At 41.6% G+C, this 26,745-nt stretch carries 23 protein-coding genes and 6 tRNA genes; 8 read left to right on the top strand and 21 right to left on the bottom strand.

Features of this window, described 5'->3' with window-relative positions:
• Positions 1 to 560 precede the first annotated feature (560 nt).
• The 3 genes from FTV37_RS12550 to FTV37_RS12540 are packed head-to-tail and all read left to right on the top strand — an operon-like array spanning position 561 to position 2,762.
• The gene (locus FTV37_RS12550; RefSeq protein WP_180035852.1) at positions 561 to 1,061 is read left to right on the top strand and encodes a YfiR family protein; all 501 of its coding nucleotides are present in this window, start codon (positions 561 to 563) and stop codon (positions 1,059 to 1,061) included.
• Entirely contained in the window at positions 1,058 to 2,302 is a 1,245-nt protein-coding gene (locus FTV37_RS12545; RefSeq protein ID WP_180064010.1) for a diguanylate cyclase domain-containing protein, read from the top strand. Before FTV37_RS12550 ends, FTV37_RS12545 begins: the two co-directional genes overlap by 4 nt.
• Positions 2,283 to 2,762 carry an OmpA family protein gene (locus FTV37_RS12540; RefSeq protein WP_078191210.1) on the top strand — a complete coding sequence of 160 codons (480 nt, stop codon included), beginning with the start codon at positions 2,283 to 2,285 and terminating at the stop codon, positions 2,760 to 2,762. The genes FTV37_RS12545 and FTV37_RS12540 overlap by 20 nt, the downstream gene beginning before the upstream one ends.
• A gap of 114 nt (positions 2,763 to 2,876) precedes the next feature.
• Here the strand turns inward: FTV37_RS12540 and FTV37_RS12535 are convergent.
• The 10 genes from FTV37_RS12535 to secA form a co-directional block, all read right to left on the bottom strand.
• Positions 2,877 to 2,953: transfer RNA gene (locus FTV37_RS12535), tRNA-Pro, on the bottom strand.
• A 3-nt stretch (positions 2,954 to 2,956) separates the two neighbouring features.
• Positions 2,957 to 3,032 (bottom strand) — tRNA-His (locus FTV37_RS12530).
• Positions 3,033 to 3,137: 105 nt separating this feature from the next.
• Positions 3,138 to 3,214, bottom strand: a tRNA-Pro gene (locus FTV37_RS12525).
• 3 nt (positions 3,215 to 3,217) lie between these two features.
• Positions 3,218 to 3,293, bottom strand: a tRNA-His gene (locus tag FTV37_RS12520).
• Between the two features lie 44 nt (positions 3,294 to 3,337).
• Positions 3,338 to 3,414: transfer RNA gene (locus FTV37_RS12515), tRNA-Arg, on the bottom strand.
• A gap of 45 nt (positions 3,415 to 3,459) precedes the next feature.
• Positions 3,460 to 3,536 (bottom strand) — tRNA-Pro (locus tag FTV37_RS12510).
• Positions 3,537 to 3,690: 154 nt separating this feature from the next.
• Positions 3,691 to 4,758 (bottom strand): quinolinate synthase NadA, encoded by a 1,068-nt coding sequence (gene nadA / locus FTV37_RS12505; protein WP_078191211.1) that lies wholly within the window; start codon positions 4,756 to 4,758, stop codon positions 3,691 to 3,693.
• A 150-nt stretch (positions 4,759 to 4,908) separates the two neighbouring features.
• Positions 4,909 to 6,129 carry a bifunctional glutamate N-acetyltransferase/amino-acid acetyltransferase ArgJ gene (argJ, locus tag FTV37_RS12500; protein ID WP_180064009.1) on the bottom strand — a complete coding sequence of 407 codons (1,221 nt, stop codon included), beginning with the start codon at positions 6,127 to 6,129 and terminating at the stop codon, positions 4,909 to 4,911.
• 160 nt (positions 6,130 to 6,289) lie between these two features.
• The gene (locus FTV37_RS12495) at positions 6,290 to 6,646 is read right to left on the bottom strand and encodes a hypothetical protein (RefSeq protein WP_078191213.1); all 357 of its coding nucleotides are present in this window, start codon (positions 6,644 to 6,646) and stop codon (positions 6,290 to 6,292) included.
• Positions 6,647 to 6,790: 144 nt separating this feature from the next.
• Positions 6,791 to 9,514 carry a preprotein translocase subunit SecA gene (gene secA / locus FTV37_RS12490; protein WP_180064008.1) on the bottom strand — a complete coding sequence of 908 codons (2,724 nt, stop codon included), beginning with the start codon at positions 9,512 to 9,514 and terminating at the stop codon, positions 6,791 to 6,793.
• 337 nt (positions 9,515 to 9,851) lie between these two features.
• Here secA and FTV37_RS12485 point away from each other — a divergent pair, with 337 nt between their 5' ends.
• From FTV37_RS12485 to FTV37_RS12475, 3 genes are all read left to right on the top strand, one after another.
• The gene (locus FTV37_RS12485; RefSeq protein ID WP_078194127.1) at positions 9,852 to 10,487 is read left to right on the top strand and encodes a peroxiredoxin; all 636 of its coding nucleotides are present in this window, start codon (positions 9,852 to 9,854) and stop codon (positions 10,485 to 10,487) included.
• A gap of 304 nt (positions 10,488 to 10,791) precedes the next feature.
• Positions 10,792 to 11,619, top strand: a complete 828-nt coding sequence (locus FTV37_RS12480) for an MBL fold metallo-hydrolase (RefSeq protein WP_180064007.1) — start codon at positions 10,792 to 10,794, stop codon at positions 11,617 to 11,619.
• A gap of 49 nt (positions 11,620 to 11,668) precedes the next feature.
• Entirely contained in the window at positions 11,669 to 12,208 is a 540-nt protein-coding gene (locus FTV37_RS12475; RefSeq protein WP_373683584.1) for a dual specificity protein phosphatase family protein, read from the top strand.
• A gap of 20 nt (positions 12,209 to 12,228) precedes the next feature.
• Here FTV37_RS12475 and FTV37_RS12470 read toward each other — a convergent pair whose 3' ends face one another.
• From FTV37_RS12470 to trpA, 4 genes are read right to left on the bottom strand one after another with little or no spacing between them, the layout of a single operon-like run.
• Positions 12,229 to 13,245, bottom strand: coding sequence for an SPOR domain-containing protein (locus tag FTV37_RS12470; RefSeq protein WP_373683583.1), 1,017 nt, complete (start codon positions 13,243 to 13,245; stop codon positions 12,229 to 12,231).
• Positions 13,236 to 14,519: a bifunctional tetrahydrofolate synthase/dihydrofolate synthase gene (folC, locus tag FTV37_RS12465; protein ID WP_180064005.1), complete on the bottom strand. Its 1,284-nt coding sequence runs from the start codon at positions 14,517 to 14,519 to the stop codon at positions 13,236 to 13,238. The genes FTV37_RS12470 and folC overlap by 10 nt, the downstream gene beginning before the upstream one ends.
• On the bottom strand, positions 14,516 to 15,412 hold the full coding sequence (gene accD, locus FTV37_RS12460; RefSeq protein ID WP_067767671.1) for an acetyl-CoA carboxylase, carboxyltransferase subunit beta: 897 nt from the start codon (positions 15,410 to 15,412) through the stop codon (positions 14,516 to 14,518). Before accD ends, folC begins: the two co-directional genes overlap by 4 nt.
• Positions 15,409 to 16,212, bottom strand: a complete 804-nt coding sequence (gene trpA, locus FTV37_RS12455; RefSeq protein WP_067767674.1) for a tryptophan synthase subunit alpha — start codon at positions 16,210 to 16,212, stop codon at positions 15,409 to 15,411. The genes accD and trpA overlap by 4 nt, the downstream gene beginning before the upstream one ends.
• Positions 16,213 to 16,575: 363 nt before the next feature.
• Between trpA and FTV37_RS12450 the strand changes: the two genes are divergently transcribed.
• Positions 16,576 to 17,910 carry a Na+/H+ antiporter NhaC family protein gene (locus FTV37_RS12450; protein WP_180064004.1) on the top strand — a complete coding sequence of 445 codons (1,335 nt, stop codon included), beginning with the start codon at positions 16,576 to 16,578 and terminating at the stop codon, positions 17,908 to 17,910.
• A gap of 84 nt (positions 17,911 to 17,994) precedes the next feature.
• On the opposite strand, the gene FTV37_RS12445 is transcribed toward FTV37_RS12450, so the two are convergent.
• Positions 17,995 to 19,023, bottom strand: coding sequence for an AraC family transcriptional regulator (locus FTV37_RS12445; RefSeq protein WP_180064003.1), 1,029 nt, complete (start codon positions 19,021 to 19,023; stop codon positions 17,995 to 17,997).
• Between the two features lie 145 nt (positions 19,024 to 19,168).
• On the opposite strand from FTV37_RS12445, the gene FTV37_RS12440 reads away from it, so the two are divergent.
• The gene (locus FTV37_RS12440; RefSeq protein ID WP_078191325.1) at positions 19,169 to 20,044 is read left to right on the top strand and encodes a metal-dependent hydrolase; all 876 of its coding nucleotides are present in this window, start codon (positions 19,169 to 19,171) and stop codon (positions 20,042 to 20,044) included.
• A 52-nt stretch (positions 20,045 to 20,096) separates the two neighbouring features.
• On the opposite strand, the gene FTV37_RS12435 is transcribed toward FTV37_RS12440, so the two are convergent.
• The 6 genes from FTV37_RS12435 to FTV37_RS12410 form a co-directional block, all read right to left on the bottom strand.
• The gene (locus FTV37_RS12435; RefSeq protein ID WP_078194136.1) at positions 20,097 to 21,089 is read right to left on the bottom strand and encodes a DUF2804 domain-containing protein; all 993 of its coding nucleotides are present in this window, start codon (positions 21,087 to 21,089) and stop codon (positions 20,097 to 20,099) included.
• 139 nt (positions 21,090 to 21,228) lie between these two features.
• Complete coding sequence (locus FTV37_RS12430) at positions 21,229 to 21,753, bottom strand: DUF1543 domain-containing protein (protein ID WP_180064002.1); 525 nt, start codon at positions 21,751 to 21,753, stop codon at positions 21,229 to 21,231.
• A gap of 21 nt (positions 21,754 to 21,774) precedes the next feature.
• Positions 21,775 to 22,500 (bottom strand): CPBP family intramembrane glutamic endopeptidase, encoded by a 726-nt coding sequence (locus FTV37_RS12425; RefSeq protein ID WP_180064001.1) that lies wholly within the window; start codon positions 22,498 to 22,500, stop codon positions 21,775 to 21,777.
• Between the two features lie 246 nt (positions 22,501 to 22,746).
• A complete protein-coding gene (trpB, locus tag FTV37_RS12420) occupies positions 22,747 to 23,973 on the bottom strand; it encodes a tryptophan synthase subunit beta (protein WP_180064000.1) in 1,227 nt (408 codons plus the stop codon).
• Entirely contained in the window at positions 23,957 to 24,598 is a 642-nt protein-coding gene (locus FTV37_RS12415) for a phosphoribosylanthranilate isomerase (RefSeq protein WP_180063999.1), read from the bottom strand. Before FTV37_RS12415 ends, trpB begins: the two co-directional genes overlap by 17 nt.
• Positions 24,599 to 24,757: 159 nt before the next feature.
• Positions 24,758 to 26,626, bottom strand: coding sequence for a TonB-dependent receptor domain-containing protein (locus tag FTV37_RS12410; RefSeq protein ID WP_180063998.1), 1,869 nt, complete (start codon positions 26,624 to 26,626; stop codon positions 24,758 to 24,760).
• Positions 26,627 to 26,745: the final 119 nt, after the last annotated feature.

Raw genomic sequence — 26,745 nt, 5'->3', positions numbered from 1 at the left:
CAGCGTTCAATCTGAGCCATGATCAAACTCTTCAGTTTAAAATCAATAGTACATATAGTGTACCAATCTTGGCTCATCAATTACTGACAAAAATTTGCTCAAATAAACTTCGAGTAATTTCTACCATTAATCAATGAAAATAATTTCGATCGATCAATCAGTAAAAATCCACACAAGTTGTTCTTCATAATCTCTTAATGATCTTCTTACTGGTTCGTCACCAGCAAGCTAGGTCGGTTATATTACTCTTTATTTCTAAAGAGTCAACCGGTAATTCAAATTATTTTTAAACTTTCTTTCTAAAACCCAACTTAATCAATTCAACCAAGTCATTGTTTTATCAGAAGTTTTAATCTTTATCACCGCCGATGGATGTGCATTCTACAGCATTTCTGATCCAACGCAACACCTTTTTTATGATTTATTTTACGCATGTCGCTTTTTTAAACACATAAACATTCTTTTGTATTATTATTGGGCTATATACACCCTATTTCATATAATAAAACGTATATAAACCCAATTTTCATTCCATTTAATTTAAGAATTATTGATTTCGTATGGTTGTTTTTAAAAAAACTGCCTATTTAATAATGGCGTGCTCCATTTCACCCATATTATATGCAGCTCCCACAGCAAATATTTTCACAACCACTTTCTCTATATTGAGTTATGCCAAGTGGGAAACCACTTCACCCAAATTTTGTGTGATTAATAATTCAAGTTTAGTCAATGATTTTAAAAAACTTGCGCCAACCCACAGCACTTATAAAATTACAGCCATCAATGTGAATGACATCAAATCTAGTCATTGCCAAGTTTTATTTTTTTCCAATCTATCAGCAAAAGAAGAACAAAGTATTTTAAACAACCATGTTAATTTCCCCGCCCTCTCTCTAAGTAGTAACAATAGTGAGTGTGAGTCTGGCAGTGCATTTTGTTTGTATAAAAAAAATCAGAGTTATTCGTTTAAAATTAATATGGAAAGCTTAACGCAGTCACAAATACATATTGATCCACGCGTTTTATTACTGGCGAAGTCATCGGAGTCAGCTGAATGAAACAACTCTATAACCCAATTACATTACACCAATTATTTACGCGTTCGCAGCTCACTATCTTCGCTTTAACTTTTACGATTTGTTCTGCGATTTTTTTGGTTATTTCCACTTATACTATGCATACCTATGCAAAAAACAGCTTAACGATTTTATCAAATGCGATAAACGAACGTGTTCAACCTGCTGTGGTGTTTAATGACCAAACAACGATGCGTCAAATTTTAAACGAATACACTCGACTGTATCCCATTCGATCGATAGAAATTACTAACCATCAAAATGCCTCGCTCGCACATACTAAACAACAAGAAATTTCAACTTTTTCCAGCCAAGCGATTTTGGATTATTTCTTTTTTAGCCAACCGATTCGTTTAGATATACATCATGATCAGAAAAGTTATGGTGAACTAATCGTATATGGAAACTCTTCAGATTTAGTTAGTTTCTTCCATAAAATTTTATTGGGTTTATTTTTAGGTTTTATTCTTTTATTGGCTACCGTATTTTGGTCGGTGAATTCTGTTTATCAATACTTAATGCAATCCGTTCGCTCTATTGTTGAATCTGCTCAGACCATTAGCATTAAGAAAGATTATAAAATGCGGGTTTCAAATTCCGATATTCAAGAATTACACGCGCTTAGTACCGCCTTTAATGGCTTACTCAGTGAAATCGAACAGTCGAATAAAAACTTAATTTCAGAAAATGACAAACTTATTCATCTAGCACGTCATGATGCATTAACCCAATTGCCAAATCGTAATTATTTTTATGAAAAGCTATTTGAACTTTTTGACTTACAAGCGAACGCTGCTGTGTTCTTTGTAGATATTGAAAACTTTAAACATGTGAATGACCAATATGGACACTTAGCTGGGGATGCTGTACTACGCGCCTCATCACACTGTTTAAAGCAAGCGCTGCCAGATGATGCTTTCGTTGCGCGACTCGGTGGTGACGAATTTGCAATTATTATCAATCGTTTAAATTTCCTGACAGAACTCGAAGTCTTTTGTCACAAAATACATGAATGCTATGGTTCCACATTTGTTTATGAGCAACATAATATTGCATTACAAGCTAATATTAGTGTGGCACTGATCCAAAATGCGAAATCGCCAGAAGATCTAATCGCAGATGCGGATCGCGCCATGTATGATGCTAAACTTTCGAATAATCATTGGTGCATTGCACCACAACGCCCAACTCATAGGATTTGCTATGTTAAAGAACGCATTTAAAGTTTTATTTATACTTGCATTCACGGCCACTATGACAGCCTGCATGAGTTTAGGTAACTTAAGCTACAAACAAGCACGCATGCTTAAAAAAGAAGGTTTTGTCTTGACCAACGATGGTTGGACACTTGCCCTACCAGAACGTCTTTTATTTGGTTTTGATGATTATCAAATTCAACCTCACCAACAAGGCAAGTTAAATACACTTGCCACTCAACTGATTAAATATGACCTGAATAAAATTAAGTTTATTGGTCATACGGATAATGTTGGACAAGCCAATTACAACCAACAACTGTCAGAAAAACGTGCGCAAAGCGTCGCAAACGTCTTTTTAAAGCAAGGTTATAACAGTTCAAATATTCAAATTATTGGCCGTGGTGCTGAACAGCCGATGGTCTCTAATGACACCGAAACAAATCGTGCCATCAACCGTCGTGTAAATGTCACGATCATTCCCTAAATAGCGGAATTTAGAAAAGCCACCTTATGGTGGCTTTTTTATTTTTTATAAATTTCAGGCATAAAAAAACCGCTAAATGCGGCATCTTTTTCATAGCATTACTTTTGAGATAAATGGTCGGAGCAGTAGGATTCGAACCTACGACCCCCTGGTCCCAAACCAGGTGCACTACCAGGCTGTGCTATGCTCCGAATTGGGGTGAATGATGGGATTCGAACCCACGACAACCGGAATCACAATCCGGGGCTCTACCAACTGAGCTACATCCACCATCATGTTCTTGCTTGTGAATAACCAATATAACGCATTTTAAATTACAGGCATAAAAAAACCGCTGTATGCGGTATCTTTTATCGACCGTTTTCTTTAAGAAAATGGTCGGAGCAGTAGGATTCGAACCTACGACCCCCTGGTCCCAAACCAGGTGCACTACCAGGCTGTGCTATGCTCCGAATTGGGGTGAATGATGGGATTCGAACCCACGACAACCGGAATCACAATCCGGGGCTCTACCAACTGAGCTACATCCACCATCACAACAAGTTTCAGATTCTATTATCAGAACACCATTAAAATGGCGCGCCTGACAGGATTCGAACCTGTGACCATCCGCTTAGAAGGCGGATGCTCTATCCAACTGAGCTACAGGCGCATTACCGATGACATAGACTATCACGCGATTTTTGCCTTGAGAAATTGGTCGGAGCAGTAGGATTCGAACCTACGACCCCCTGGTCCCAAACCAGGTGCACTACCAGGCTGTGCTATGCTCCGTTTCATCTCAGCTTTCGCTGTATCGCATATCGTGCGGTACGGTGTGCATTCTAGGCGTGACGTTGATTAACGTCAACACCTATCTTCAAAAAAACATAAAAAATCATTTCAAGCGATTATTTATCAAGCACTTTAATCATTTTTCAAGCAAAAATTAACGTTTTAAACTGGCGCTGAAATTCAACATCCGATCTAAAGGCAATTTAGCACGTTCAGCCAATGCCGGATCTACAAAAATTTCCTGATCGCCTTTTTGTAAAACTTCCAGAATGCCATCCAATTCATTCATCGCCATCCAAGGGCAATGCGCACATGAACGACAAGTCGCTCCCTCACCTGCCGTCGGTGCTTCGATGAGAATTTTATTTGGTACAGCTTGCTGCATTTTGTAAAAAATACCACGATCTGTTGCCACGATTAAACGTTCGTGTGGCAAGGTTTGTGCAGCCTTGATCAATTGCGAGGTGCTACCGACGGCATCTGCAATATCCACGACAGATTCTGGTGACTCAGGATGCACCAAAACTGCTGCATCAGGATACAACGCCTTCATATTGGCAATACCACGTGCACGGAATTCTTCATGAACAATACATGCCCCATCCCACAGCAACATGTCTGCACCGGTTTTCTTTTGAATATAGCGACCGAGATGCTGATCGGGTGCCCAAATAATTTTTTCACCTAAACTATCTAAATGCTCAACAATTTCAACAGCACAGCTAGAGGTTACCACCCAATCTGCACGTGCTTTCACTGCCGCCGAGGTATTGGCATATACCACAACCGTATGATCCGGATGTGCATCACAAAATTTGGTAAATTCATCGACAGGACAACCCAAATCAAGTGAGCATGTTGCCTCTAAAGTAGGCATCAGTACGGTTTTTTCAGGAGATAAAATCTTCGAGGTCTCCCCCATGAATTTCACTCCTGCAACCACCAACGTCGTTGCTTCATGATCCCGACCAAAACGTGCCATTTCAAGTGAATCCGAAACGCATCCACCGGTCAGTTCTGCTAGTTCCTGCACTTCAGGATCACAGTAATAGTGTGCAACAAGGACAGCGTTACGTTTTTTGAGTTCCGCTTTAATTAATTCAAACTTTTCAAGCTTTGCAGCTTCCGTTAAGTGATGCTCTTTAACATCGCCCAAACGATCCAAATGCGCTTGTACAATTGATTTTGCTTCATTTGCAATTAAGTTGTTTGCATTATTCATCACAACGTCTTCTCTATCCTTAATGCCTGTTACTACACAGGTGCTTCACAACTGACCCATAAATATGACACTTGGCTATTTTTTACCGGTCATTAAAAAGTTCCACTTATAAAAAAGCCTCACAACGGAGGCTTTTCAAAAACATCAAATTTATGAACGGTAATCTGCGTTAATCTTAACATAGTCATACGACAGGTCACAGGTATACACAGTATCTCGCGCACTGCCACGTCCTAAATCTACACGGATCGTGATCTCAGATTTCTCCATCTCTGCAGCCCCTGCTGCTTCGGTATAATCTGCTGCGGCACCACCGTCTTTACAGATTTGAACATCACCCAACCAGACCTGAATTTTTTCAACATCTAAGTTTGGTACACCGGCATAACCAATTGCTGCCAAAATACGACCCCAGTTTGGATCTGATGCGAAGATTGCAGTTTTAACCAACGGTGAATGTGCAATGCTATAAGCAATATCACAACATTCTTGAGTATCTGCACCGCCTTCTACCGCCACAGTAATAAACTTCGTCGCACCTTCACCATCACGGACAATAAGCTGTGCAAGTCGTTTCATCACACGTGTTAACACGTCTAAAACAGCAGCATAACGTGAATCTGTTTCTGAAGTAATTTCTACGCCACCAGCTTGACCCGTTGCAATCAAAATACATGAGTCATTCGTTGAGGTATCACCATCCACCGTAATACGGTTAAACGACAGGTTAACTGTGGTTTTCAAAAGCTGTTGCACTAACTCACGACTAATGGGTGCATCAGTTGCCACATAACTCAACATGGTCGCCATATTTGGACGAATCATGCCTGCACCTTTAGAAATACCAGTCATGGTATACAGAACCCCATCTAGCTCAAACTGCTCAGATGCACCTTTAGGTGTGGTATCTGTGGTCATAATGCCTGTTGCCGCATCCAACCAAGCATCTTCTTGTAAACTATCTAATGCGGGTTGCAAGCCTTGAACCAAACGATCAATAGGTAATTGCTCGCCAATTACACCCGTTGAAAAAGGAAGGACTTCTGTATTTTGAACACCTGCCAGTTCCGCCAGTTTCGCACACGTCGCTTCAGCATTTGCCATACCGATTTTGCCAGTACCGGCATTGGCATTTCCGGTATTAATCACTAGATAACGTGGATTACCTGCTAATAAGTGTGCTTTCGAAATATGCACCGGCGCTGCACAAAATGCATTTTGAGTAAAAACGCCTGCGACATTAGAACCCTCAGCAAATTCAAAAATGACAAGGTCACGTCGGTTCTGATAGCGCACATACGCTTCAGCCGAACCGATTTTTACACCTTTCACCACATGCATCTGTGGCATAGATACGTCACCAACTGCCATTTTTCAACGTCCAACTATATGAGTTATAAAAAATACAGCTTAGTGCAAATTCTATAAAAAATCGAGCAGAAGCACGGTTTTGCTGTAATTTTATTGTGCATTTCTTTTGCGCATAAAAAAACCAGTCTTCCGACTGGTCTTTACCACTGTTCGTCGTAAATTAGTTACGCGCCAGCTGAGTTGCTTCATCAAGAAGCACTTGTTTCGCTTTTTGTTGACTCGCAGCAGAAAGTGCTGGGTTTTCAGCCACAATACGGTCAGCATTCGCTGCATTGGCTGCTGCAATTTTCGCAGTTTGCAATACGATCGGACGATTTGGATTGGCAAAGGTATAACGAATACCCGTACGCGGGCTTGCTACAGTCACTTGACCGTCAGTACCAACCTGTACTTGAGTTGTTGTTGGACCAACTGCTTGTTGAACTTTCTCGACAGAAGTCGTCTGAGGAGCGTTTGCAAAGGCAAAAGTTGGCAAAGCCAAAGCAGCAATCATGAACGGTTTTAGTACTTTTTTCATTGTCTTTTCCGTCTTACGGTTATTGATAGAAACTAAATAACATTTAATCTGCTGAACTGCAAATACCATTCAGGTCAGATCAGCAGTGTAAATTAAAAATCAGAGCGCGAAGGCTCTGATTTATTTGAAATTAAGCAATGTCGTTTAGATTTTACCGTGACACTGTTTATATTTCAGACCTGAACCACATGGGCACGGTGAGTTACGGCTTTCCGGTGGCACAATCACTTGCTCTGCAGGTGTATATTGCGCATCGATAATGTCATCACCATTAGCTTCAGCCAATAAATTATCAAAGTCATTGTGTGACAATTGAAGATTCATTGATTCTGCTTGAGCCTGTTTTTGAGCTTCCATTTCTGCAAGTTCTTCGGCTGTAGGCACATGAATACGAGATAAATCTGTCACGACATCGGACTTAATCACAGCAAGCATGTTTACAAATAAATTAAAGGCTTCTTTTTTGTATTCTTGCTCAGGATTTTTCTGCGCATAACCACGTAAATGAATCCCTTGACGTAAGTAATCCATCGCTGCCAAATGCTCTTTCCAATGGCGGTCCAATGAATTCAACATAAAGTGACGTTCTAGCATTGCAGCCGTTTCGTCACCCATTTGCGTACGACGTGAACGGTAGTGCTGAAGAACTTCATCAGTAATACGTTCAACCAAAGCTTCTTCATCTAAACGACGATCTTGCTCTAGCCACTGCGAAATTGGCAGTTCAATCGATAGATCTTCACGAAGTGCTTTTTCAAGACCTTCAATATCCCACTGATCGTGAATAGATTCAGGTGGAATATATACTTCGATCATGCCTTTAGTCACATCGTGAATCATCGTTTCGATGTAATCTTGCAATGATGCTTCTTCAAGAATTTCATCACGTTGAGAGTAAATAATCTTACGTTGTTCGTTGTTTACGTCATCGTATTTCAATAGATTTTTACGAATATCGAAGTTACGTGCTTCAACTTTACGTTGTGCATTTTCAATCGAACGTGACACCATTTTATGTTCAATGGCTTCATCTTCTTTCAGACCCATGGCACGCATCATCGCAACCACGCGATCACCAGCGAAGATACGCATCAAGTCATCTTCAAGCGACAAGTAGAAACGTGATACACCTGGGTCACCTTGACGACCCGCACGACCACGTAACTGGTTATCGATACGACGAGATTCATGACGTTCTGAACCAATGATGTGTAAACCACCAGAGTTCAACACCATGTCATGATTTTGTTCCCACTCAGCTTTTAAACGCGCTTCATCTGCTGCCGTTGGTTCTTCAATCTTCGCCAGTAAGGCTTTCCAGTTACCACCCAACAGAATATCGGTACCACGACCGGCCATGTTGGTAGCAATCGTCACTGCACGCGGTGAACCCGCTTGCGCAATAATATCCGCTTCACGCTCATGTTGTTTCGCATTGAGCACTTCATGTTGAATGCCTGCTTCTTTTAGCTTATCTGATAAGATTTCAGAGGCTTCAATGGTTGCTGTACCAATCAGGATCGGTGCAACACCCGCTTCATGAACACGTTGAATTTCTTGAATGATGGCATTGTATTTACCTTCACGGTTTAAATAGATTAAATCGTTTTGGTCATTACGAATCATCGGGCGATGGGTTGGAATCAGTACTACATCCAAGCCATAAATTTCTTTCATTTCTGCAGCTTCAGTATCTGCAGTACCCGTCATACCCGATAATTTTTTGTATAGACGGAAATAGTTCTGGAATGTTGTAGTTGCTAAAGTTTGGTTTTCAGGCTGAATTTCCAAACCTTCTTTTGCTTCTACTGCTTGATGCAAACCTTCTGACCAACGGCGACCCGGCATTGTACGACCAGTGTTTTCATCGACAATGATCACTTCACCTTCGTGGATGATGTAATGCACGTTGCGTTGGTATAGGTAATGCGCACGAATGGCCGCAGAAACATGGTGTACCAAGTTTAAATTAGCAGATGAATATAAACTTTCACCTTCAGCAAGCAAGCCCATTTGAATCAATTCAGCTTCAACAGTTTCATAACCGACTTCGGTCATTTCTACAGAGCGCTGTTTTTCGTCAATCCAGAAGTGACCGCCATCTGGGACCTTTTCTTCTTTTTGTGCATGAAGTTTTGGTGGAATGCTGTTAATGGCAGCATACAACTGAGAAGAGTCTTCTGATTGACCAGAAATGATCAACGGTGTACGTGCTTCATCAATCAGGATCGAATCGACCTCATCGATGATGGCATAGGTTAAGCTGCGCTGTTTTTTCTCAGCAGCAGAAAACACCATGTTGTCACGCAAGTAATCGAAACCGAATTCGTTGTTGGTACCGTAAGTAATGTCAGCTCGATATGCTTGAGCTTTTTCAGTTGGGTCTTGCATTGAGTAAATAATCCCAATGCTTAAACCTAAAAATTCGAATAATGGACGGTTTAATTCAGCATCACGCTGTGCGAGATAGTCGTTCACCGTAATCACGTGAACACCTTCACCACTAATCGCATTGAGGTAACAAGCAAGCGTTCCCATGAGGGTTTTACCTTCACCGGTACGCATCTCTGCGATCTTACCTTCATGTAAAGTAATACCACCAATCAGCTGTACGTCATAATGACGCATGCCCATGACACGCTTTGCAGCTTCACGACAAACAGCAAACGCTTCAGGTAATAATTTATCAAGGCTGTCGCCTTTTTTATAACGTTCTTTGAATTCTTCAGTTTTTGCAGATAAGTCTGCATCGCTTAGAACAGATATCGTCGGCTCGAGCGCATTTATCTTCTCTACGATTTTACGCATGCGTTTGAGTTCGCGCTCATTTTTGGTACCGAAGATTCCTCCGATCAGACTTGCCAACATGAATAGACTCTCTAAATCTTGCTTGTCAAATGAATATATTTTCTTAGTCGTTATTATGGTGCTAGAAATTCGAAGTACAAGGGTTTTGCACAAAAATCCCCTTAAATATTCTGCGCTCGGGTTCTAGCCCCGGAGACTTAAGGCAAGCTAATGTAACAAATTTTCTGCAGACAACATAGTGACTCTGTCGTGAGATATTTAGCATTTATCCCCCAATAAAACTGTTTTATATGAAATATATTCATAAAGAAATGAAAAAACACTATTTTTAATCATAAAAAAAATCCTTCATATTTATTTTTGAGTTAAACAAATTCAATAAATACGGGGATATTCCATGACGATTCGTTTAGGTGATACTGCACCAGACTTTACTCAAGACTCAAGCGAAGGCAGCATTCATTTTTATGACTTTTTAGGTGACAGTTGGGGCATTTTATTTTCGCATCCAGCCGATTACACCCCAGTCTGCACCACAGAACTTGGATTTACCGCAAAACTAAAAGATGAATTTAGCAAACGTGGTGTCAAGGCCATTGCCCTGTCTGTTGATGATGTTGAGTCGCATCATGGTTGGATTAATGACATTAATAATACTCAAAATACCACGGTGAACTTCCCGATCATTGCAGACAAAGACCGTAAAGTGTCTACCCTTTATGATTTCATTCACCCCAATGCCAGCGAAACATTAACTGTTCGCTCTTTGGTGATCATCGATCCAAATAAAAAGGTCCGTTTAATCATTACTTATCCTGCATCTACAGGGCGTAACTTCCATGAAATTTTACGTGTCATTGACTCTTTGCAACTGACAGACAACCATAAAGTTGCAACACCGGCCAACTGGCAACAAGGTGAAGATGTGGTGATTGTGCCGTCATTAAAAGATGAAGAGGAAATCAAACAACGCTTTCCTCAAGGATATAACGCAGTTACGCCTTACCTTCGTTTAACGCCTCAACCTAAGTGAGGATAAAACGGAGCATTACGCTGTCCGAGCGCAAGATAAGAAGCTCTGCTGTGAGTGACCAAAGCGAAGGTACAAATTTAACTATTTTTAAGTGCAGCACCTGACCCAACTCAGAATCATAACCATAGTTACTTATAGTTACTTATAGTTTTCCCCTCAGAACGAATTACGAGCCCGTTCTGGCATTCTCCAACCTGCTCATCTTCGGATGAGCTTTTTTTTGATTACAAATTCCTCTCTGGGATTAGATTGGTTAAACATCACAATTCCGTTATAACTAAGAAAAACTTGAAAACAACAAACCGTGATTCATCAAATTCATCATTTACATTGTGGTAGTTTTTGTCCAACGTGTGCCCCTTTATTTGGACAGAAAGGCTTTCGCGCACATTTGGTCTGTCATTGCCTGCTCATTGAAACAGATAAAGGGCTCGTCTTAGTCGATACAGGACTGGGCTTACAAGATTATATACATCCACAAAATCGTTTAGGTCGGTTTATTTCACGCACAGCGCAGATCAAATTTAATCCGCAACTAAGTGCGATTCATCACATTCAAAAATTAGGCTATAGGGCTCAAGATGTTCAACACATTTTGTTGTCACACCTAGATTTTGATCATGCTGGCGGGATATCAGATTTTCCGCAGGCGACCGTGCATGTCTTAGCCAGTGAATATAACGCCACTCAAAATCTTCACAACCTTAAATCACGACTGCGCTATCGACCACAGCAGTTCCAACAGCATCGTTATTGGAACTTTATCGAAAACATCGGGACGCAAGCATGGTTTAACTTAGAGCACACTGCCGGTCTATCTATTTTTCAAGAGGATATTTTAATGCTCCCACTTTTGGGACATACCGCGGGTCATGCCGGTATTGCGATTAAAAACAACCATCGCTGGTTGTTATATTGCGGCGATGCTTATTACTCACAGCATCAATTAAATCCAAATTTTCATTCGCGGGCCTTAAATCAGCTTGAGCGTTTATTTGCCACCGACAATACACAGCGACTGCACACACTTCATAAGATTCAGCAGTTAGCACAGCATCCGGACATCGATCTCATCTGCGCACATGACCCATTCGAACTCGCTCGCTATCAGAACACAAGCAATGACCGCTAAAATCCTGCCAATGATCCTCCTTAGTGTTAGCTTCAGCTTCACGGGTTGCATGACATCAAATCCATTACCGTTAAATGAACGTCCTAAGCATTGGGGAAAAGTCGTTCATCAACAGCATAATTTTTATCAAATCAGCCCAACAGTATTTCGCAGTGAACAACCTGATGTAGATCTCGCCCCTGTTCTACGAGAACAGCACATCGATGTGATCATAAATTTACGTTCACGGCACCATGACCCAGAACGCTTAAACAATGTCATTGATACGCAAAAGGTTAAATTTGTACATATTCCGATACACACGTGGCAAATCGATCGTGAAGATTTACTGACGGTGATGAAAACCATAAAAGAAGCTGAACAACAGCAGCAAAAAGTGTTAATCCATTGCTACCACGGCTCAGACCGTACAGGTGCGAGTGTGGCAATGTACCGAATTATTTTTCAGCATTGGTCCATTGAGGAAGCAAAGCGTGAAATGAAACAAGGTGGCTATGGCTTCCACCCTATTTGGAAAAATATTGACCGTTTATTCAGCCCTGAAAATATAAAATGGATTCAGCAACAACTACTGAATCCATCTTATTAAAGGTCATTCCTCAAATAAACTTAGCGTTTATCGAGAGGTACCCAATCAATCACCCAAGCCGATTTCATATTCAAACTTGCATCTGAATTGATCTTTTTACGTGTTGCGTCCGCAGCATCACGGTCCTTCGAAGGGCCAACCATAATACGAATGCCTTTAGATGTAGGACTCTTCGTCACTTTATAGCCTTTTGCACGTAATTTTGCAGCGACGGCATCTGCATTGGCTTCATTGGCAGCCAGTGCAACTTGTACCATCCATTGCTTATCGCCATTTTCCAACAGATCACGTGCTTTTTCAGCTTCAGCTTTTTTCTTGGCTTCGGCTTTACGCTTTTCTTCTGCCTTGTGTTTTTCTTCGGCTTTACGCTTTTCTTCTGCCTTGTGTTTTTCTTCGGCTTTACGCTTTTCTTCAGCTTGTTGCTTCGCTTCGGCTGCTTTCTTATCTGCTGCTTTTTTCTCAGCTTCAGCATGTGCTTTACGTTCAGCTTCTTTTTGAGCATCCGCTTGACGTTTTTCTTCAGCTTTTTGCTTTTCCGCCGCTAACCGAGCTTGATCAGACTTTTGCTGTGCTGACTGAGTCTCGGACTTTTTTTGAGCCGCCAATTTTTCCTCAGCGATACGCTTTTGTTTGGCTTTTTCATCTTCAATCAGTTCAGGTGGAATATTGTCTGAGCTTTGCTGCGCAGAACGGTGCGCATTTAAAGCCGCATATTCTTCTGCTGCTTTACGCGCAGCATCTGCTTCGGCTTGTTGCTGCATCGCTAAAAATTCAGCTGCACGTGCTTCTTGTTCTGCAACCGATTTTTCACGCGTACGACGTTGTTCTTCAAGCAAACGCTTTTCAGTTTCAACATCCACAGTCAAAGACGACATTTTTGAGCCTTGGCCCTGTTGTTGCACTTGAGCCATTTCAGGAGCTTGGTTCTGATTATGATGTATTTCTTCTTTGCCTTTCAGCAATAGCGCACCCAACAGCACACCACCACCTAATAAAACAACGCCACCCATCCAACGCTGTTTGTTATTCATTGACATTCTTCCAGATACTCCCATACCGCTTCTAAGGTATGAAATGAACCACATACCAGAATCAGCTGATTATTTTTTGATTCTTCAAGCGCTGACTTAAAAGCTAATTTTACACTGTCGTAATGTTGCACGACCTGATTCTGTAACGCGTCATCTAATTGTGTGATCTCAGCCGCACGCGGAACAGTTAATTGTGCAATTTTCCACATTCTTACGGTATCTTTCAATAAGTTAACGACAGAATTTATATCTTTATCAGTCAGCATTGAAAAAACGCTAATCACTTCTGAATACTGTTTATTGTAATGAAGGAAATTTCGCAATTGCTTTAACAAAAATTCAACACCGTGCGGATTGTGTCCAGCATCAAAAATCACCGTTTTTCCTGCAATTTCTCGTACTTCAAAACGACCTTGTAATTTGGCATTGATAATGCCTTGAGCAATCGCTTCTTGAGTCACTTCCAAGCCACTGAGCAATATAGCAGCCACGGCAGTAGAAATATTTTCCAGTGCCAAAGACCCAACCGGTAGTTTTAAGGTCGAACCAGAAGATGCAAACATCCAAGACTGACCGTCATTTGCATATTGATAGAAATAATCACGATTGAGCACATGCAATTGCGCATGGCAATCTTGTGCTTTTTTACGGATAGCTTCAGGCAGTACTTGATCACCGCCAAATACCACTGGAATATCAGGACGAATAATACCGGCTTTTTCAAAAGCAATTTTTTCAATGGTGTCGCCAAGCCAATCGGTATGATCCAGACCAATATTGGTAATCACGGCAACATTTGGATCAACCACATTGACGACATCAAGCCGACCACCCAGGCCAACTTCGAGTACCCAAACATCACAAGCACGTTGTTTAAAAATAACAAAAGCGGCCAAAGTGGTCGCTTCAAAGAAAGATAAACTTAAATCACATTCACGACGGGCCTGATCAACTACAACAAATGCATCAATCAGGGTTTGATCGTCCACTTCCATACCTTGAAGCTTTACACGTTCATTAAAACGGTAGATATGCGGTGATTGATATAAACCCACATTATAACCTTGCGCATTTAAAATGGCAGCCAATGTCGTTGTGGTTGAGCCTTTCCCATTGGTTCCAGCAACCGTCAAAACTTTGGCATCAGGCTGAGTTACGCCCAATCGTTCTGCAACAGGAATTACCCGCTCCAGTCCTAAATCAATACCCGTAACATGAACATGGCTCCAATAATCGAGCCATGTGTTTAAAGAATCAGTTGCAAGTGGTGCTGTGTTCAAGGCAAATTCATCAATTTCGCTACAATACGATAAACTGTATCACGTAATGCATGACGGTGGACAATTTGATCGACTACACCATGATCAAGCAAGTATTCTGCACGTTGGAACGGTTCTTCCAATTTTTCACGCACAGTTTGCTCAATAACGCGTTTACCTGCGAAACCAATCATTGCTTTTGGTTCAGCCAAATGCACATCACCTAACATTGCAAGAGATGCCGTTACACCGCCGTAAACTGGATGCGTTAATACCACTACATACGGAAGACCTGCATCTTTCATTTTTTGAATTGCAGCTGAAGTACGTGCCATTTGCATTAAAGACAACATGCCCTCTTGCATACGCGCACCGCCTGAAGCAGCAAAACAGATTAATGGTTGTTGTGATTTAATCGCAAGTTCAGCAGCCTGAACAAAACGGTCACCGACAACAGTACCCATTGAACCGCCCATGAAATCAAATTCAAATGCGGTTGCAATCATTGGAATGCCTTTAACCAAACCTTGCATCACCACAAGTGCTTCTGTTTCACCTGTTTTCTTTTGCGCTTCAGCCATACGATCTGGATAAGCTTTGCTATCAACAAATTTCAGCGGATCTTTGGCTTTAAATTCTTGACCCAATTCTGTTTGTACTTGGTCAAAGAACCAATTCAAACGATCGCGGGCTTTCATACGCAAATGTTCATCACATTGAGGACAAACATAAGCATTAAATGACATCGCAGTACGAGTCACCAAAGCATGACACTCAGGGCATTCAATTGTTGGCTCAGTAAATGTCGCCTTTAGTGCTTGTTGTTCATCCGGTACATGAATCCCGGGTACAACACGCTCAGTCCATGGCGTAGATGCGCTTAGAATTTTGCCTGTTTTTGCGTCTTGACTCATACTAACTCATCGAGCGCAGCTCGAAGCTCCTTCACTTTATTCACTGTTTCAATTACAGCTTGTTCTGGTGCTAAGTTTGCAAATTGTTTAACGAAGGCACTACCTACAATGACTGCATCAGCAGCTACACCCATTGCTTTCGCAGATGCAGCATCACTAATACCAAAACCAACACCGACAGGAACATCGGTATATGATTTAATTTTTTGAATACGTGCCGCAGCTTCGGCAACATCAAGTGTTGCAGCGCCTGTCACACCTTTCAAAGATACATAGTAGATAAAACCACTCGCCTGTTTCACAACATGCTGAATACGCTCATCCGTAGATGTCGGCGCAAGCAGGAAGATTTGATTCATATCGTATTTTTTCAATACAACATCAAGATCAGTAGCTTCTTCAGGTGGTAAGTCCACAAGTAACACGCCGTCTACACCACACTCATGTGCATAAGCTACGAATTTTTCATAGCCAATCACTTCGACAGGGTTTAAATATCCCATGAGTACTACGGGTGTTTCAGTATCGTTTTTACGGAACTCTTTCACCATGTTTAAAGCATCTAAAGTATTTGTGCCAGCTGCTAAAGCGCGTTCTGCAGCAAGTGCAATGACTGGGCCATCTGCCATCGGATCAGAAAATGGGAGACCAAGCTCAATCACATCAACACCAGCCTCAACCATTTGATGTAACAATGGAACAGTTACCTGTGGATGAGGGTCACCAGCCATAACATAAGAAACCAAGGCCTTACGCTGTTGAGATTTAAGCGTTCCAAATCGAGTGGCTAAACGTGACATAGGGTTATACTTTCCTTGAATGAATCAAAACTATGATGTGGGTTTTGTAGAAATACAAGACATCGCATTGTAACGCTATTTTTTACCCATTGAACAGGGTATACAATCTTCAGTCGGTATTTCTCATGCAAACATAATTTTCCAGAACAACCCGAAAGCATCATTTACCGATATTTCTGTTTTTTTCACAATGATCAAAGATGCCTAATTTCGGGATTTGATAAAATCCTAAGCATTTAGATTAACTTAATTTTATCTACAAAAAAATGTTATAAATAACAGGCTTAGCTTTTACATTTAAATTTTTCTTAAATAGCAAAACCTGCATTATACTAGCGCCATTCTTTTATTTTTTTATCTCCTATGTCCTCCGATTCACAAGCGAAAGTGCCTGCTCGGGCATTTGCACTGCTCCCGCTTATTGTTTTTCTGACCATTTTTTTGGGCAGTGGTATTTACCATTCCATCATTGGAACTGAGTTTGCGTTCTATCAAGTGAAAGCCCCAGTCGCTGCTCTTCCTGCAATTGTATTGGCAATTTTGCTCTATCGCGGCAAGATCAATGACGCGATTGATACATTTATGAAAGGTGCCAGCCACCCGAATTTGATCTTAATGTTCATGGTCTTTATGCTCGCTGGTGCTTTTGCCAGTGTCAGCAGTGCCATCGGTAGTGTCGATGCAACAGTGCAATTGGGACTATCGGTAATTGCGCCTGAGTTCGTGCTGCCTATGCTGTTTATTATTGCGGCCTTTATTGCCACAGCGATGGGAACCTCCATGGGCACTATTGCAGCCTGTGCACCAATTGCCTTTGGTTTTACACAAGTCACCGAAATTGAAGTGGTGTATGCCATTGGTGCTGTGGTCGGCGGTGCTATGTTTGGTGATAATCTGTCGATGATTTCAGATACCACCATTGCTGCAACGAACAGTCAAAAAGTTCAGCTTCGCGATAAATTTAACGTCAATGTTTGGATTGCTGTTCCTGCATCGATCGTTAGCATTTGTATTTATTTATTTATGAGTCAAGGCTCACAAGCGATTGAATACAAAACTTATAATGCGTGGCTGATCTTGCCGTATTTAGCCGTATTTATTTTGGCCTTTTCACGTTTGCACGTGCTTGCTGTGCTGACTATTGGTGTCTTACTGTCTGGCTTGATTGGTTTGGTCATTCAACCTGAATTTAATTTTTTAAGCTTAAATAATTCTATTTATGAGGGCTTTACCGGCATGTTTGAAGTTGCCCTGCTTTCTATTTTCTTAGGTGGTATTTCTGCCATTATGCAAAAAGAAGGCGGTTTAGAATGGCTGATTCAACGTATTTACAGCATGACACGCTGCTTTAAAGTTGGTGCTGAATGCGCAGGTGAAATTGGTATCAGTTTCTTGGTAATTTTCTCCAACCTATTTGTGGCAAACAACACTGTCGCAATTATTTTATCTGGTGACATGGCACGTGAAGTCGCCAAAGAATATGGTGTAGACCCTAAACGTGCTGCTGCGCTCTTGGATATTTTCTCTTGCGTAGTCCAAGGTCTCATTCCTTATGGTGCACAGCTGTTACTGGCTTGTTCGATCGCAAAACTTTCACCTGTGGAACTGATTGGTAGTGTGTATTACTGTTGGGTCTTGGCAATCTTTGCCATCCTTGCCATTTTACTTCGTTATCCAAAATTAAAAGCTGCGGCATAAGCTTGGCTTAAAAGAAAAGCGGTCGTTTGACCGCTTTTTTTAATGTTGTTTGAAAGGCTTTTCTTGACGAGCAATCTGCACGTTTTATTCTAATCTCAAGGCTTTTTTCCGCGCCAATAATGTCTCTCCGCTATATGCCTTAAAAGCACGTGCCAAAGCAGACTGATCTGAATATCCTAACTGCAACGCGATATCTGTCAAATGGGTTTGTTGTATAAGTAGATATTCACAGCGTTTCATCCGTTCAAGCTCTAAAAGCCGTTTAAACGAGGTGTCTTTCTCCTGTAACTGTCGTTGCAAGGTTCTGACTGACAGATGTAACTCCTCTGCTAACCATTCTATTTTCGGGGCTTGCTGTTTTCGTTTGAGATGATCAGCGATGCATTGTTGCATCTGTTGAATTGGATCTGCATGTTGCGGACGAGCGGCTATCGCCTCTTCGGCTTGACGTAATAACAATTGCATCAGTGACGGATCAGCAAGTTCTGACTTTAAATCCAAACTATCGGCATGAATCACAAATGAATATTTAAGGGTCGAAAATTCCATTTGGCAGCCATAAAACTTTTCATAGTGATAACACGCCATCCGCGGCGCATGGGCAAAATGAATGCGGAGTAACTTTAAAGAATCTGGAAAAATTTGCTTGGCCAAATGTGCCATACAGGCCATCGTCAATTCATTCACCAACGCATATTCATCATCATGCTGCGGCCAAGACAGTATAATTTGATGATCTTGATGGCTCATATTCATCGGCACAATTTGCGCGCCATCAATCACCAAACGACTAAACCGCATCACATATTGCAACGCATCTGCAACGCTGTTGCTCAGTGTCGCCATATAGCCTAACACCCCAAAATGCTCCGCACGAATATACTTGGCCATTTCAAAAACTAATTGCGGGCAATCCAGATGCTGCTGAGTCAGTTGCATAATGCTGTTAAAAAAAGAATTCGGCGATTGAGAGTCGATCGGCAAAGATAGCACATGCTGAATTTGCGCAGCATACGGTGCAATCCATTCGAGCTGTGTATAGTTTAATTCACGCTCAATTAAGACCATACTCCACAATTGGAAGTAACCATTTGGGATCTGAATTTCAGCCATCTCGCCCCTCTTTCTGACCTGCCAATTCTGACATTTTATATTTTCATCATGGCGTAAAATGTATAAAAATTGGCAATATCTGTCAAAACAAAGTGCAATTTCTCCGACATACTGCAATCAACACGACTCGCACAGAAAAAATATCATGAATGCTATCGTCAAATATCAAGTCGAACCCATTGTTCGCACAAAGCTAAATTTTAAGTTAGAAGAAATCCCGCGCTATTGGTTTGGCGGAGACCCCTTTTTAACACGTATGTTTGATGCCTTGAGCCTGACCTTTCCTGATGGCGAGCGCTATTTTATTGAATCTGTACGTCTGTTCCGCAGTCAAATTCAAGACCCTGATTTACAACAACGTGTCGCTGACTTTATTCGTCAAGAAGCGCAGCACGGTATGGCGCATGACAAAATGAATATGTTGATGAAACAACAAGGCATGCCTGTCGATGCGTTCATTAAACGTCTAAATAAAATTTTTAAATTTGAACTGAGCAAACGCTCACCTGAATACAACATTGCCATGACGGCTTCTGCCGAGCACTTGACTGCGCTGATGGCTGAAACCTTTTGTAGCCAAAAGTCCGTCTTAGAATCTGCGCATCCTTATGTCCGTGCATTATTTATTTGGCATGCGATAGAAGAAATGGAACATCGCGATGTGGCTTTTGATGTGATGAAAGATGTGGCTAAGGTCGATGAAAATCTAAAGAAATTTACTTTGGTCTGGACCAGTGGATTGATGCTTGGCTTTACCTTATACCGTGCTAATGTGATGCTGAAACATGACGGGTTCAGCTTCACTGAACGTTTAAAATTAAATATGAAAGGCTTACCGTGGTTCTTTGGTAAAAATGGCACCCTCACCCGTATGAGCAAGCCATATCGAGATTGGTTTAAAAAAGACTTCCATCCGAGTCAGCATCCCATTGTGCAAAATTATGATCTCTGGTTAAAAACTTATGAAGAAACCAATGATCCAATTCAAGCTGCGGAAGTGTTTTGGCAAGCTGCAAAATAAAAACTGAATAAAAAAAGCCGCATCGATTGCGGCTTTTTTTATAGACTTAGACTTACCATTTGGCATAGTGCTGCTCAAGTAAACCATATTCATTTAAGAATACTATTTCTTCGCCATCACGTTGAATTGTACCGCTAATTTTTGCCTGCCATTGACTGAACTGACTACCGACCAATCTTAAATTCAGGTTTTCATAGCGCCGCCAACCTGTGGTGACGATCAAATTTAAGCTGTTGTCTAATGAACTAATATTCCATTGATTATCGCCTTGTTGCTGGAACAGCACATCAGACATGGCATACAGATGTCCATTGACCCACAGACAATTTTCATTGCCAAAGCTTTCATTTACACCAGAGGCAAGATTGATCCCAACGCGTCGATTTTGACTGTCCCAAAAGTTACACGAAAGCCAAAACCATGCGGTTTCAGGACGAAGAAAACCACAGGTATCATCTAAAGACACCAATGTCCGGTCATGGAATTGAATGGTTTTGCCTTGCTTATTGATAAAGAAACCTTCACAGCCTAACGTCGTCAATTTTTGAGTATAGGTCCAACCATTAATCCCTGTGGGGCTACACATACTCAGCGGATCAGTCCCCGCACAAAACACTCGAGCGCTCAGTTTGAGTTCGCCATGTTTCGACATTTGAATGTATCGCACACCATTGGCATGCTGAATGTCCAGTTGAATCCCTGACTTGATAAAATGACTTTGATTAAATAAAGGTTGTTCATCTAAAACGGTATTGCGTGATAGGAAATTAATCGAATTCCATTCCAACACTTCATTCGTAATATGATCATACACATAGACAAAACCGTGCCCCGCCCACGCGATATCGGCGATCGCTAGACCAATCGTATAATGTTCATGCTGAATACAACAAAATTTAAATTTTTTATATTTTAAACGCTTACGCCAACCTTGAAGTCGTTTTCCATACGGTGTCTTATATTCATACTTACTTAAATCGATGCGATTGGGAAGTTCACTAAAACGCCCATAATGCGGCTGTCCATTCGGCCGTATTAAATCCATATACGCCATTCCATTGAGGTTTAAGGTCTAAATCCTGAATGTTATTATGCCTATTATTTAACGCCTGAAAAGACAATCCATCTGATTTCAGGCGAATATCACAAAAAAATATAAAAGCTGACATTTCAGCTCTTAATCATCACAAATGTTCATTTATTAAGATGTAATCATTTTTCCATGAATTTTGCTGGCTATGCGGCGTTTCAACCAATTCGATATAGCGCCCATACACATGATCAATCGCAATACAATCATCAACATCTAGGGTTCGGTCGGTATGCTGTTTTTGCCAATGTGACTCAAAAAAAGCCTTGCCTCGTTGTTTCGCAACACTAGCGTTTTGTCCCGTCACCAAAACATAACGATGTAATTCACCAAATTCGCGGGCATCATATCCCCCGAGATTAATCAGCCATAATTTTTCATTTTCAGCTCGGGGCGCGGCATCACAAAATTGGATACGATAATGCCGATTTTCAGTGCTGACTGTATGTACCTGTGCCCAAGCATCAATATGTAAGCCTTTTTGCTCACCAAACCATGCCGTTCTCAGTTGTGGATAAACCTCTTCTAATGCGTTACCCACTGCAAGAATGACATCATGCACTTCGATATTTGCTCTTGGATGGCGTCCGCCGAGCATCACCATAAATAAACTGGACACAATCTCCCCCTATTTTTGACTTCAACTGCCCACATAGGGCTGAAGTAATTTCAACAAAATCACGCCGCCTAAAGAGAGTACTGCATTGTTGACGAAATGAATGAGTAAGACATGCCAAATATTTCTCGTCCACAAATAGATGAGGTTGAGAAATAGACCTGCAACCATAAAACTGATGGTCGCAATCAAATCGCCATCGAAATTATGATAATGAATCAAGCCAAATAAAATTGAGTTCAGTAATACCAATATCAATCGCCACAGCCAAGGCTGTATAAATAGCTTTTGTAGCAAGGTATAGCGGAAAATAATATCTTCGAGCAATGCGGTAAATAATGGCCCAAGGCTGATGATCAGCAAGCTAAAAAACGCAATCGTATTGGGATCAATGGTCGATTCTTTTTCAATGTTCTCACCAACGGGCAACAGACTGCGTGTAAAAGAAATCACTACTTGTAAAGCGACTGCACCAACAACCACCAACAGACTTGAGCGCCAAAAGGCCTGCTTATACTTTTGCCAGTGCGTATATAGCATCGTTTTATAGAGCCAACACACGGCAATAAATAAAATACCGCGAAAGATCGAATCACCCAAAGCAACCTGAGCTGAAACACCAAAAAATTGGTCTAAGACATAACTGTTGAGCAAGATCAGCGGAAGAATACACAGCGCAAAAGTATCACGCCATTGCCAAGAAATATGGGTTGGAAAGGATTCTGCACGAACCAATTGGGTAAATGTCATTGTTATAAAGTCTTTCTAAAGCAATAAAATTTCCACAGTATTGTGATTTATTTCACACTTTTATTCTGCATCTATTTTATAGTGATTTGCCTCAATAAAATTTTCAGCAAGAAAAAATCGCGCGGAATTACTTCTGCGCGATTTTTTTTAATCCTCCCCTTGCGGATTCAGAATACATTCTGAAATCCTCACCTTTAACAAAGGAGGGCTTTTCCCCTCTTTATTAAAGAGGGGTTGGGGGAGATTTTACATCTCAACCATTTCCACGCCATCAATGCGGGCAACAGTCATTAAGTCTTTATCGCCACGGCCTGACACTGTTGCAATAATGATTTGGTCTTTGTCCATCGTCGGCGCAAGTTTCGTCACATAAGCCATGGCATGTGAGCTTTCTAACGCAGGGATAATACCTTCAATTTGGGTTAAATCACGGAAGCCTTGCAACGCTTCAGTATCATTGATCGGCACATATTCAACACGGTTCATATCTTTCAAGAAACTGTGTTCTGGTCCTACACCAGGGTAATCCAAACCTGCTGAAATTGAATGTGTTTCAATGATCTGACCTTGATCATCTGACATCAGGTAAGTACGGTTACCGTGAAGTACACCGACATGCCCTGCATTGAGTGGTGCAGAGTGTTTGCCTGTTTCAATGCCGTAGCCTGCAGCTTCGACACCGTACATTTTCACATCTTCATCATTTAAGAATGGGTAGAACAAGCCCATTGCATTTGAACCGCCGCCCACACATGCAACAAGCGCATCCGGTAAACGGCCTGCTTGTTCCTGAATTTGTTTACGCGCCTCACGACCAATGATTGATTGGAAATCACGAACCAATTGCGGATATGGATGCGGGCCTGCAACTGTACCAATCACGTAATAAGTAGAATCTACGTTTGTGACCCAGTCACGCATCGCTTCGTTCATAGCATCTTTCAATGTTTTTGAACCGCTCTCCACAGGTACAACCGTTGCGCCAAGCAAACGCATACGGTATACGTTCATGGCTTGACGTTTTACGTCTTCAGCACCCATGAACACCACGCATTCAAGGCCCAAACGAGCTGCAATCGTTGCCGTTGCTACACCGTGCTGACCTGCGCCTGTTTCCGCAATGATACGTTTTTTACCTGACAGCTTAGCCAGTAAAGCCTGACCAATCGTGTTATTCACTTTATGTGAACCTGTATGGTTCAGGTCTTCACGTTTTAAGTAAATTTGCGCACCACCCAATTCTTTCGACCATCGCTCAGCATAATACAAAGGACTTGGACGACCGACGTAATACGCCAAGTCACGGTCGAATTCTGCCAAAAACTGTGCATCATCTTTCATACGGAAATAGAGTTTTTCTAAGTCCTCAAGTGCTGCCATTAGAGTTTCTGACACAAAACGCCCGCCATGAATACCGAAATGCCCTTGTGCGTCAGGGAATTGGGTATAGTCAATCTTATTTTGCTGATCCACGATGGACTCCTTGCATAAAGCGTTCTATGAGTTGTTGGTCTTTAATACCTTTTGCCGATTCTACACCACCGCTCACATCTACGGCGTAAGCACCTGTGGTTTGAATCGCTTCTTCAATATTGTCAGGCTTTAAACCGCCCGCCAAAATTAAAGGAATATCGAGTTTTGGGAACTGTGCCCAGTCAAAGCTATGCCCTGTACCGCCTTTCAACTCTGGATGCCATGCATCCAATAGTACGGCACTTGCCCCTGCCTGCTGAAAAGCTTGGATTTCTGCAATCACATCCAATTCAGGTTTCATTTGAATGGCTTTATACCAACGGCGTCCAACGGACTTCGCAATCGTTTGGCACTGTTCAGGGCTTTCATCGCCATGAAACTGCAGTATGTCTACAGGTGAAATTTTTAAAATAGCCTGTATGTCCACAGCCGACGCATTCACAAATAAACCCACGGTCTGCACGTACGGCGGCACATGCTGAATCAGTTTAGCGGCCTGCACTGCCGTTACACTGCGCGGGCTGGGCGCAAAGAATACAAATCCTATCGCATCTGCACCAGCTTGGACGACAGACTGAATATCTTGAGTACGTGTAATTCCGCAGATTTTGGCACGGGTTCGCATGTTGTTTTGGCTCTGACTCCGCCCTATTCATAGCCTATCTATGAATATAAAGGCGAATCATTGTAATGCAATTTTCATGCATTGCGTGGATTTTCAGCATGATTACTGCGCAAAAATAAAAAGCCCTGAATGATCAGGGCCTTTTGAAATTTTAATGAATTATTTCATCGCATAACGTAAGGTTATCCAAGCTGTGCGGCCGTCTTGATTAAATAAAGTGCTATTGCTGTAGTTGGTCGAATATTCTTTATCAAACATATTGGCAAGCTTGGCTTGAACACTGAATTCAGGCGTTGCTTGATAAGTTACTCGCGTATCTACTGTGGCAAAAGAACCCAACTCATCAGTATTTGCAGCATTGGTATAACGCTTATCTTCGGCATGAACTGAAGCGCCGACAGTCCATTTATCCATCGTATAATCAGCTGATGCATTAAAGATTTGCTTTGGCTTTAAGACCAACTGCTTGCCATGGGACCCTGCTGTCTCATTTTCAGGCTCTTGATAGGTATAGTTGATATTCCAAAGAAAATTATTCAACTGCTGAGTAAGTGATAGTTCAGCGCCTTTAATTTTGGCTTTATCTATATTGCTTGGAACATAGTTCCCCGATGCATTTGGTGCCCATGCGATCATGTTTTCAATTTCATTATGGAAAGCGTTTAGCTCCCATTGAACATTGCTGACCACGCCCTTGAAACCAACTTCATAGTTTTCAGATTCCTCTGGAACCAATGTCGGGCTTTCACTTCCTGGCCAATACAAATCATTGAATGTCGGGGCTTTGAATGCAGTGCCATAGCTGACATAAGTTTGCACTGCATCATTGAAGCGATATCCTAAAGTTGCGCTTCCAGTCGTATGATTACCAAACTGCTCGTTATCTTCCTGACGGACTGCACCTTGCACATCGAAGTTACCAAATGAACCTAGATATTGCGCAAAATAAGCTTTGTTATCACGCTCTTTAACTGCATACGCTTTAGTACCTGAGACTTCATCATTCTGATAATCAAAGCCAAGCATCAATGTATTTTGCTGATTAAAGTTCAATGTATTCAGCCAAGATAAACTATCTCGCTGGGTGTTAATCACTGATGGATAGCCATCTCGGCTATCTAACTTGTCTTCAGAGCGACCTAACTTGACTTGTGTTGTCCATATATCAAAAGGCTTATAGGTAGCACCAATGCTGTAAACATTTTGCTCGATTTTACTATGCACATTTTTTGCATCAATATAAGGAGAACCCCAGTCATCCCTATTATCATATTCATTTTCACCATCAACGACTAAGACACTTGCATCAACATCAAATTGATCATTGAATTTATGCCCCATACGCAGAGATGCTGACTTATTTTCGTAGCCATCTTTATCCAAGTCATTAGATTCATTAATATTTGTCGCATCAATGCCTTGAGTTTTCGTTCCTGCAACATTCAGAGTTGCCCAAGTATCATTTTGGCGAATATTTAAACCAACATTCCCTTGATATGTTTCATGTGAACCATAGGTAAAAGATGCAAAAGGCTTCACCCCATTTTGCGTCCCTTTACGGGTAAAGATTTGAATTACACCGCCAATGGCTTCTGAACCATATAAGCTTGAACGCGGACCACGCAGAACTTCGACACGCTCAATTTGATCAATGGGGAAATGCTCAAAAGCCGTTTCACCAAGCGTTGCAGAACCCACTTTTTGACCATCTACCAAGACCAATGCATGGCGATTGCCTGTACCGCGAATAGAAACACTGGTTGTTTTCCCTAAACCACCAGTATTGCTATATGTTACGCCCGGCACTGTACGAAGCAATTCTTGCAAAGAAGTAAATTGCTTGCGTTCAATTTCTTCACGGTTGATTACGGTGACTGCCGCCAAGGTTTTTTGTGCGTCTTGCTCAACAATATTGGCAACCGTGTTGGTAATCACTGGCAGTTGATAAACTTGGTCTGCTGCCATCGCAGCAGAAAGTGGAGATAAAACAAAAAGTGACCCGAGTAGAGTCTTAGAAAAAGAATGCATGCTGTATTCCCCGATCGCACCGCCCGTGCGAATAATAAAATGGATAACGCAGGGGGATTCAGGGTCAGCAATGCAAGGCCAATATTGGCGCAATGATGCAATCCCGCTATAACGCCCGC

It is taken from the genome of Acinetobacter sp. YH16042, assembly GCF_013417245.1.
In the GTDB taxonomy this organism is placed as follows: domain Bacteria; phylum Pseudomonadota; class Gammaproteobacteria; order Pseudomonadales; family Moraxellaceae; genus Acinetobacter; species Acinetobacter amyesii.
This window is presented reverse-complemented; position numbering and strand designations above follow the sequence as displayed.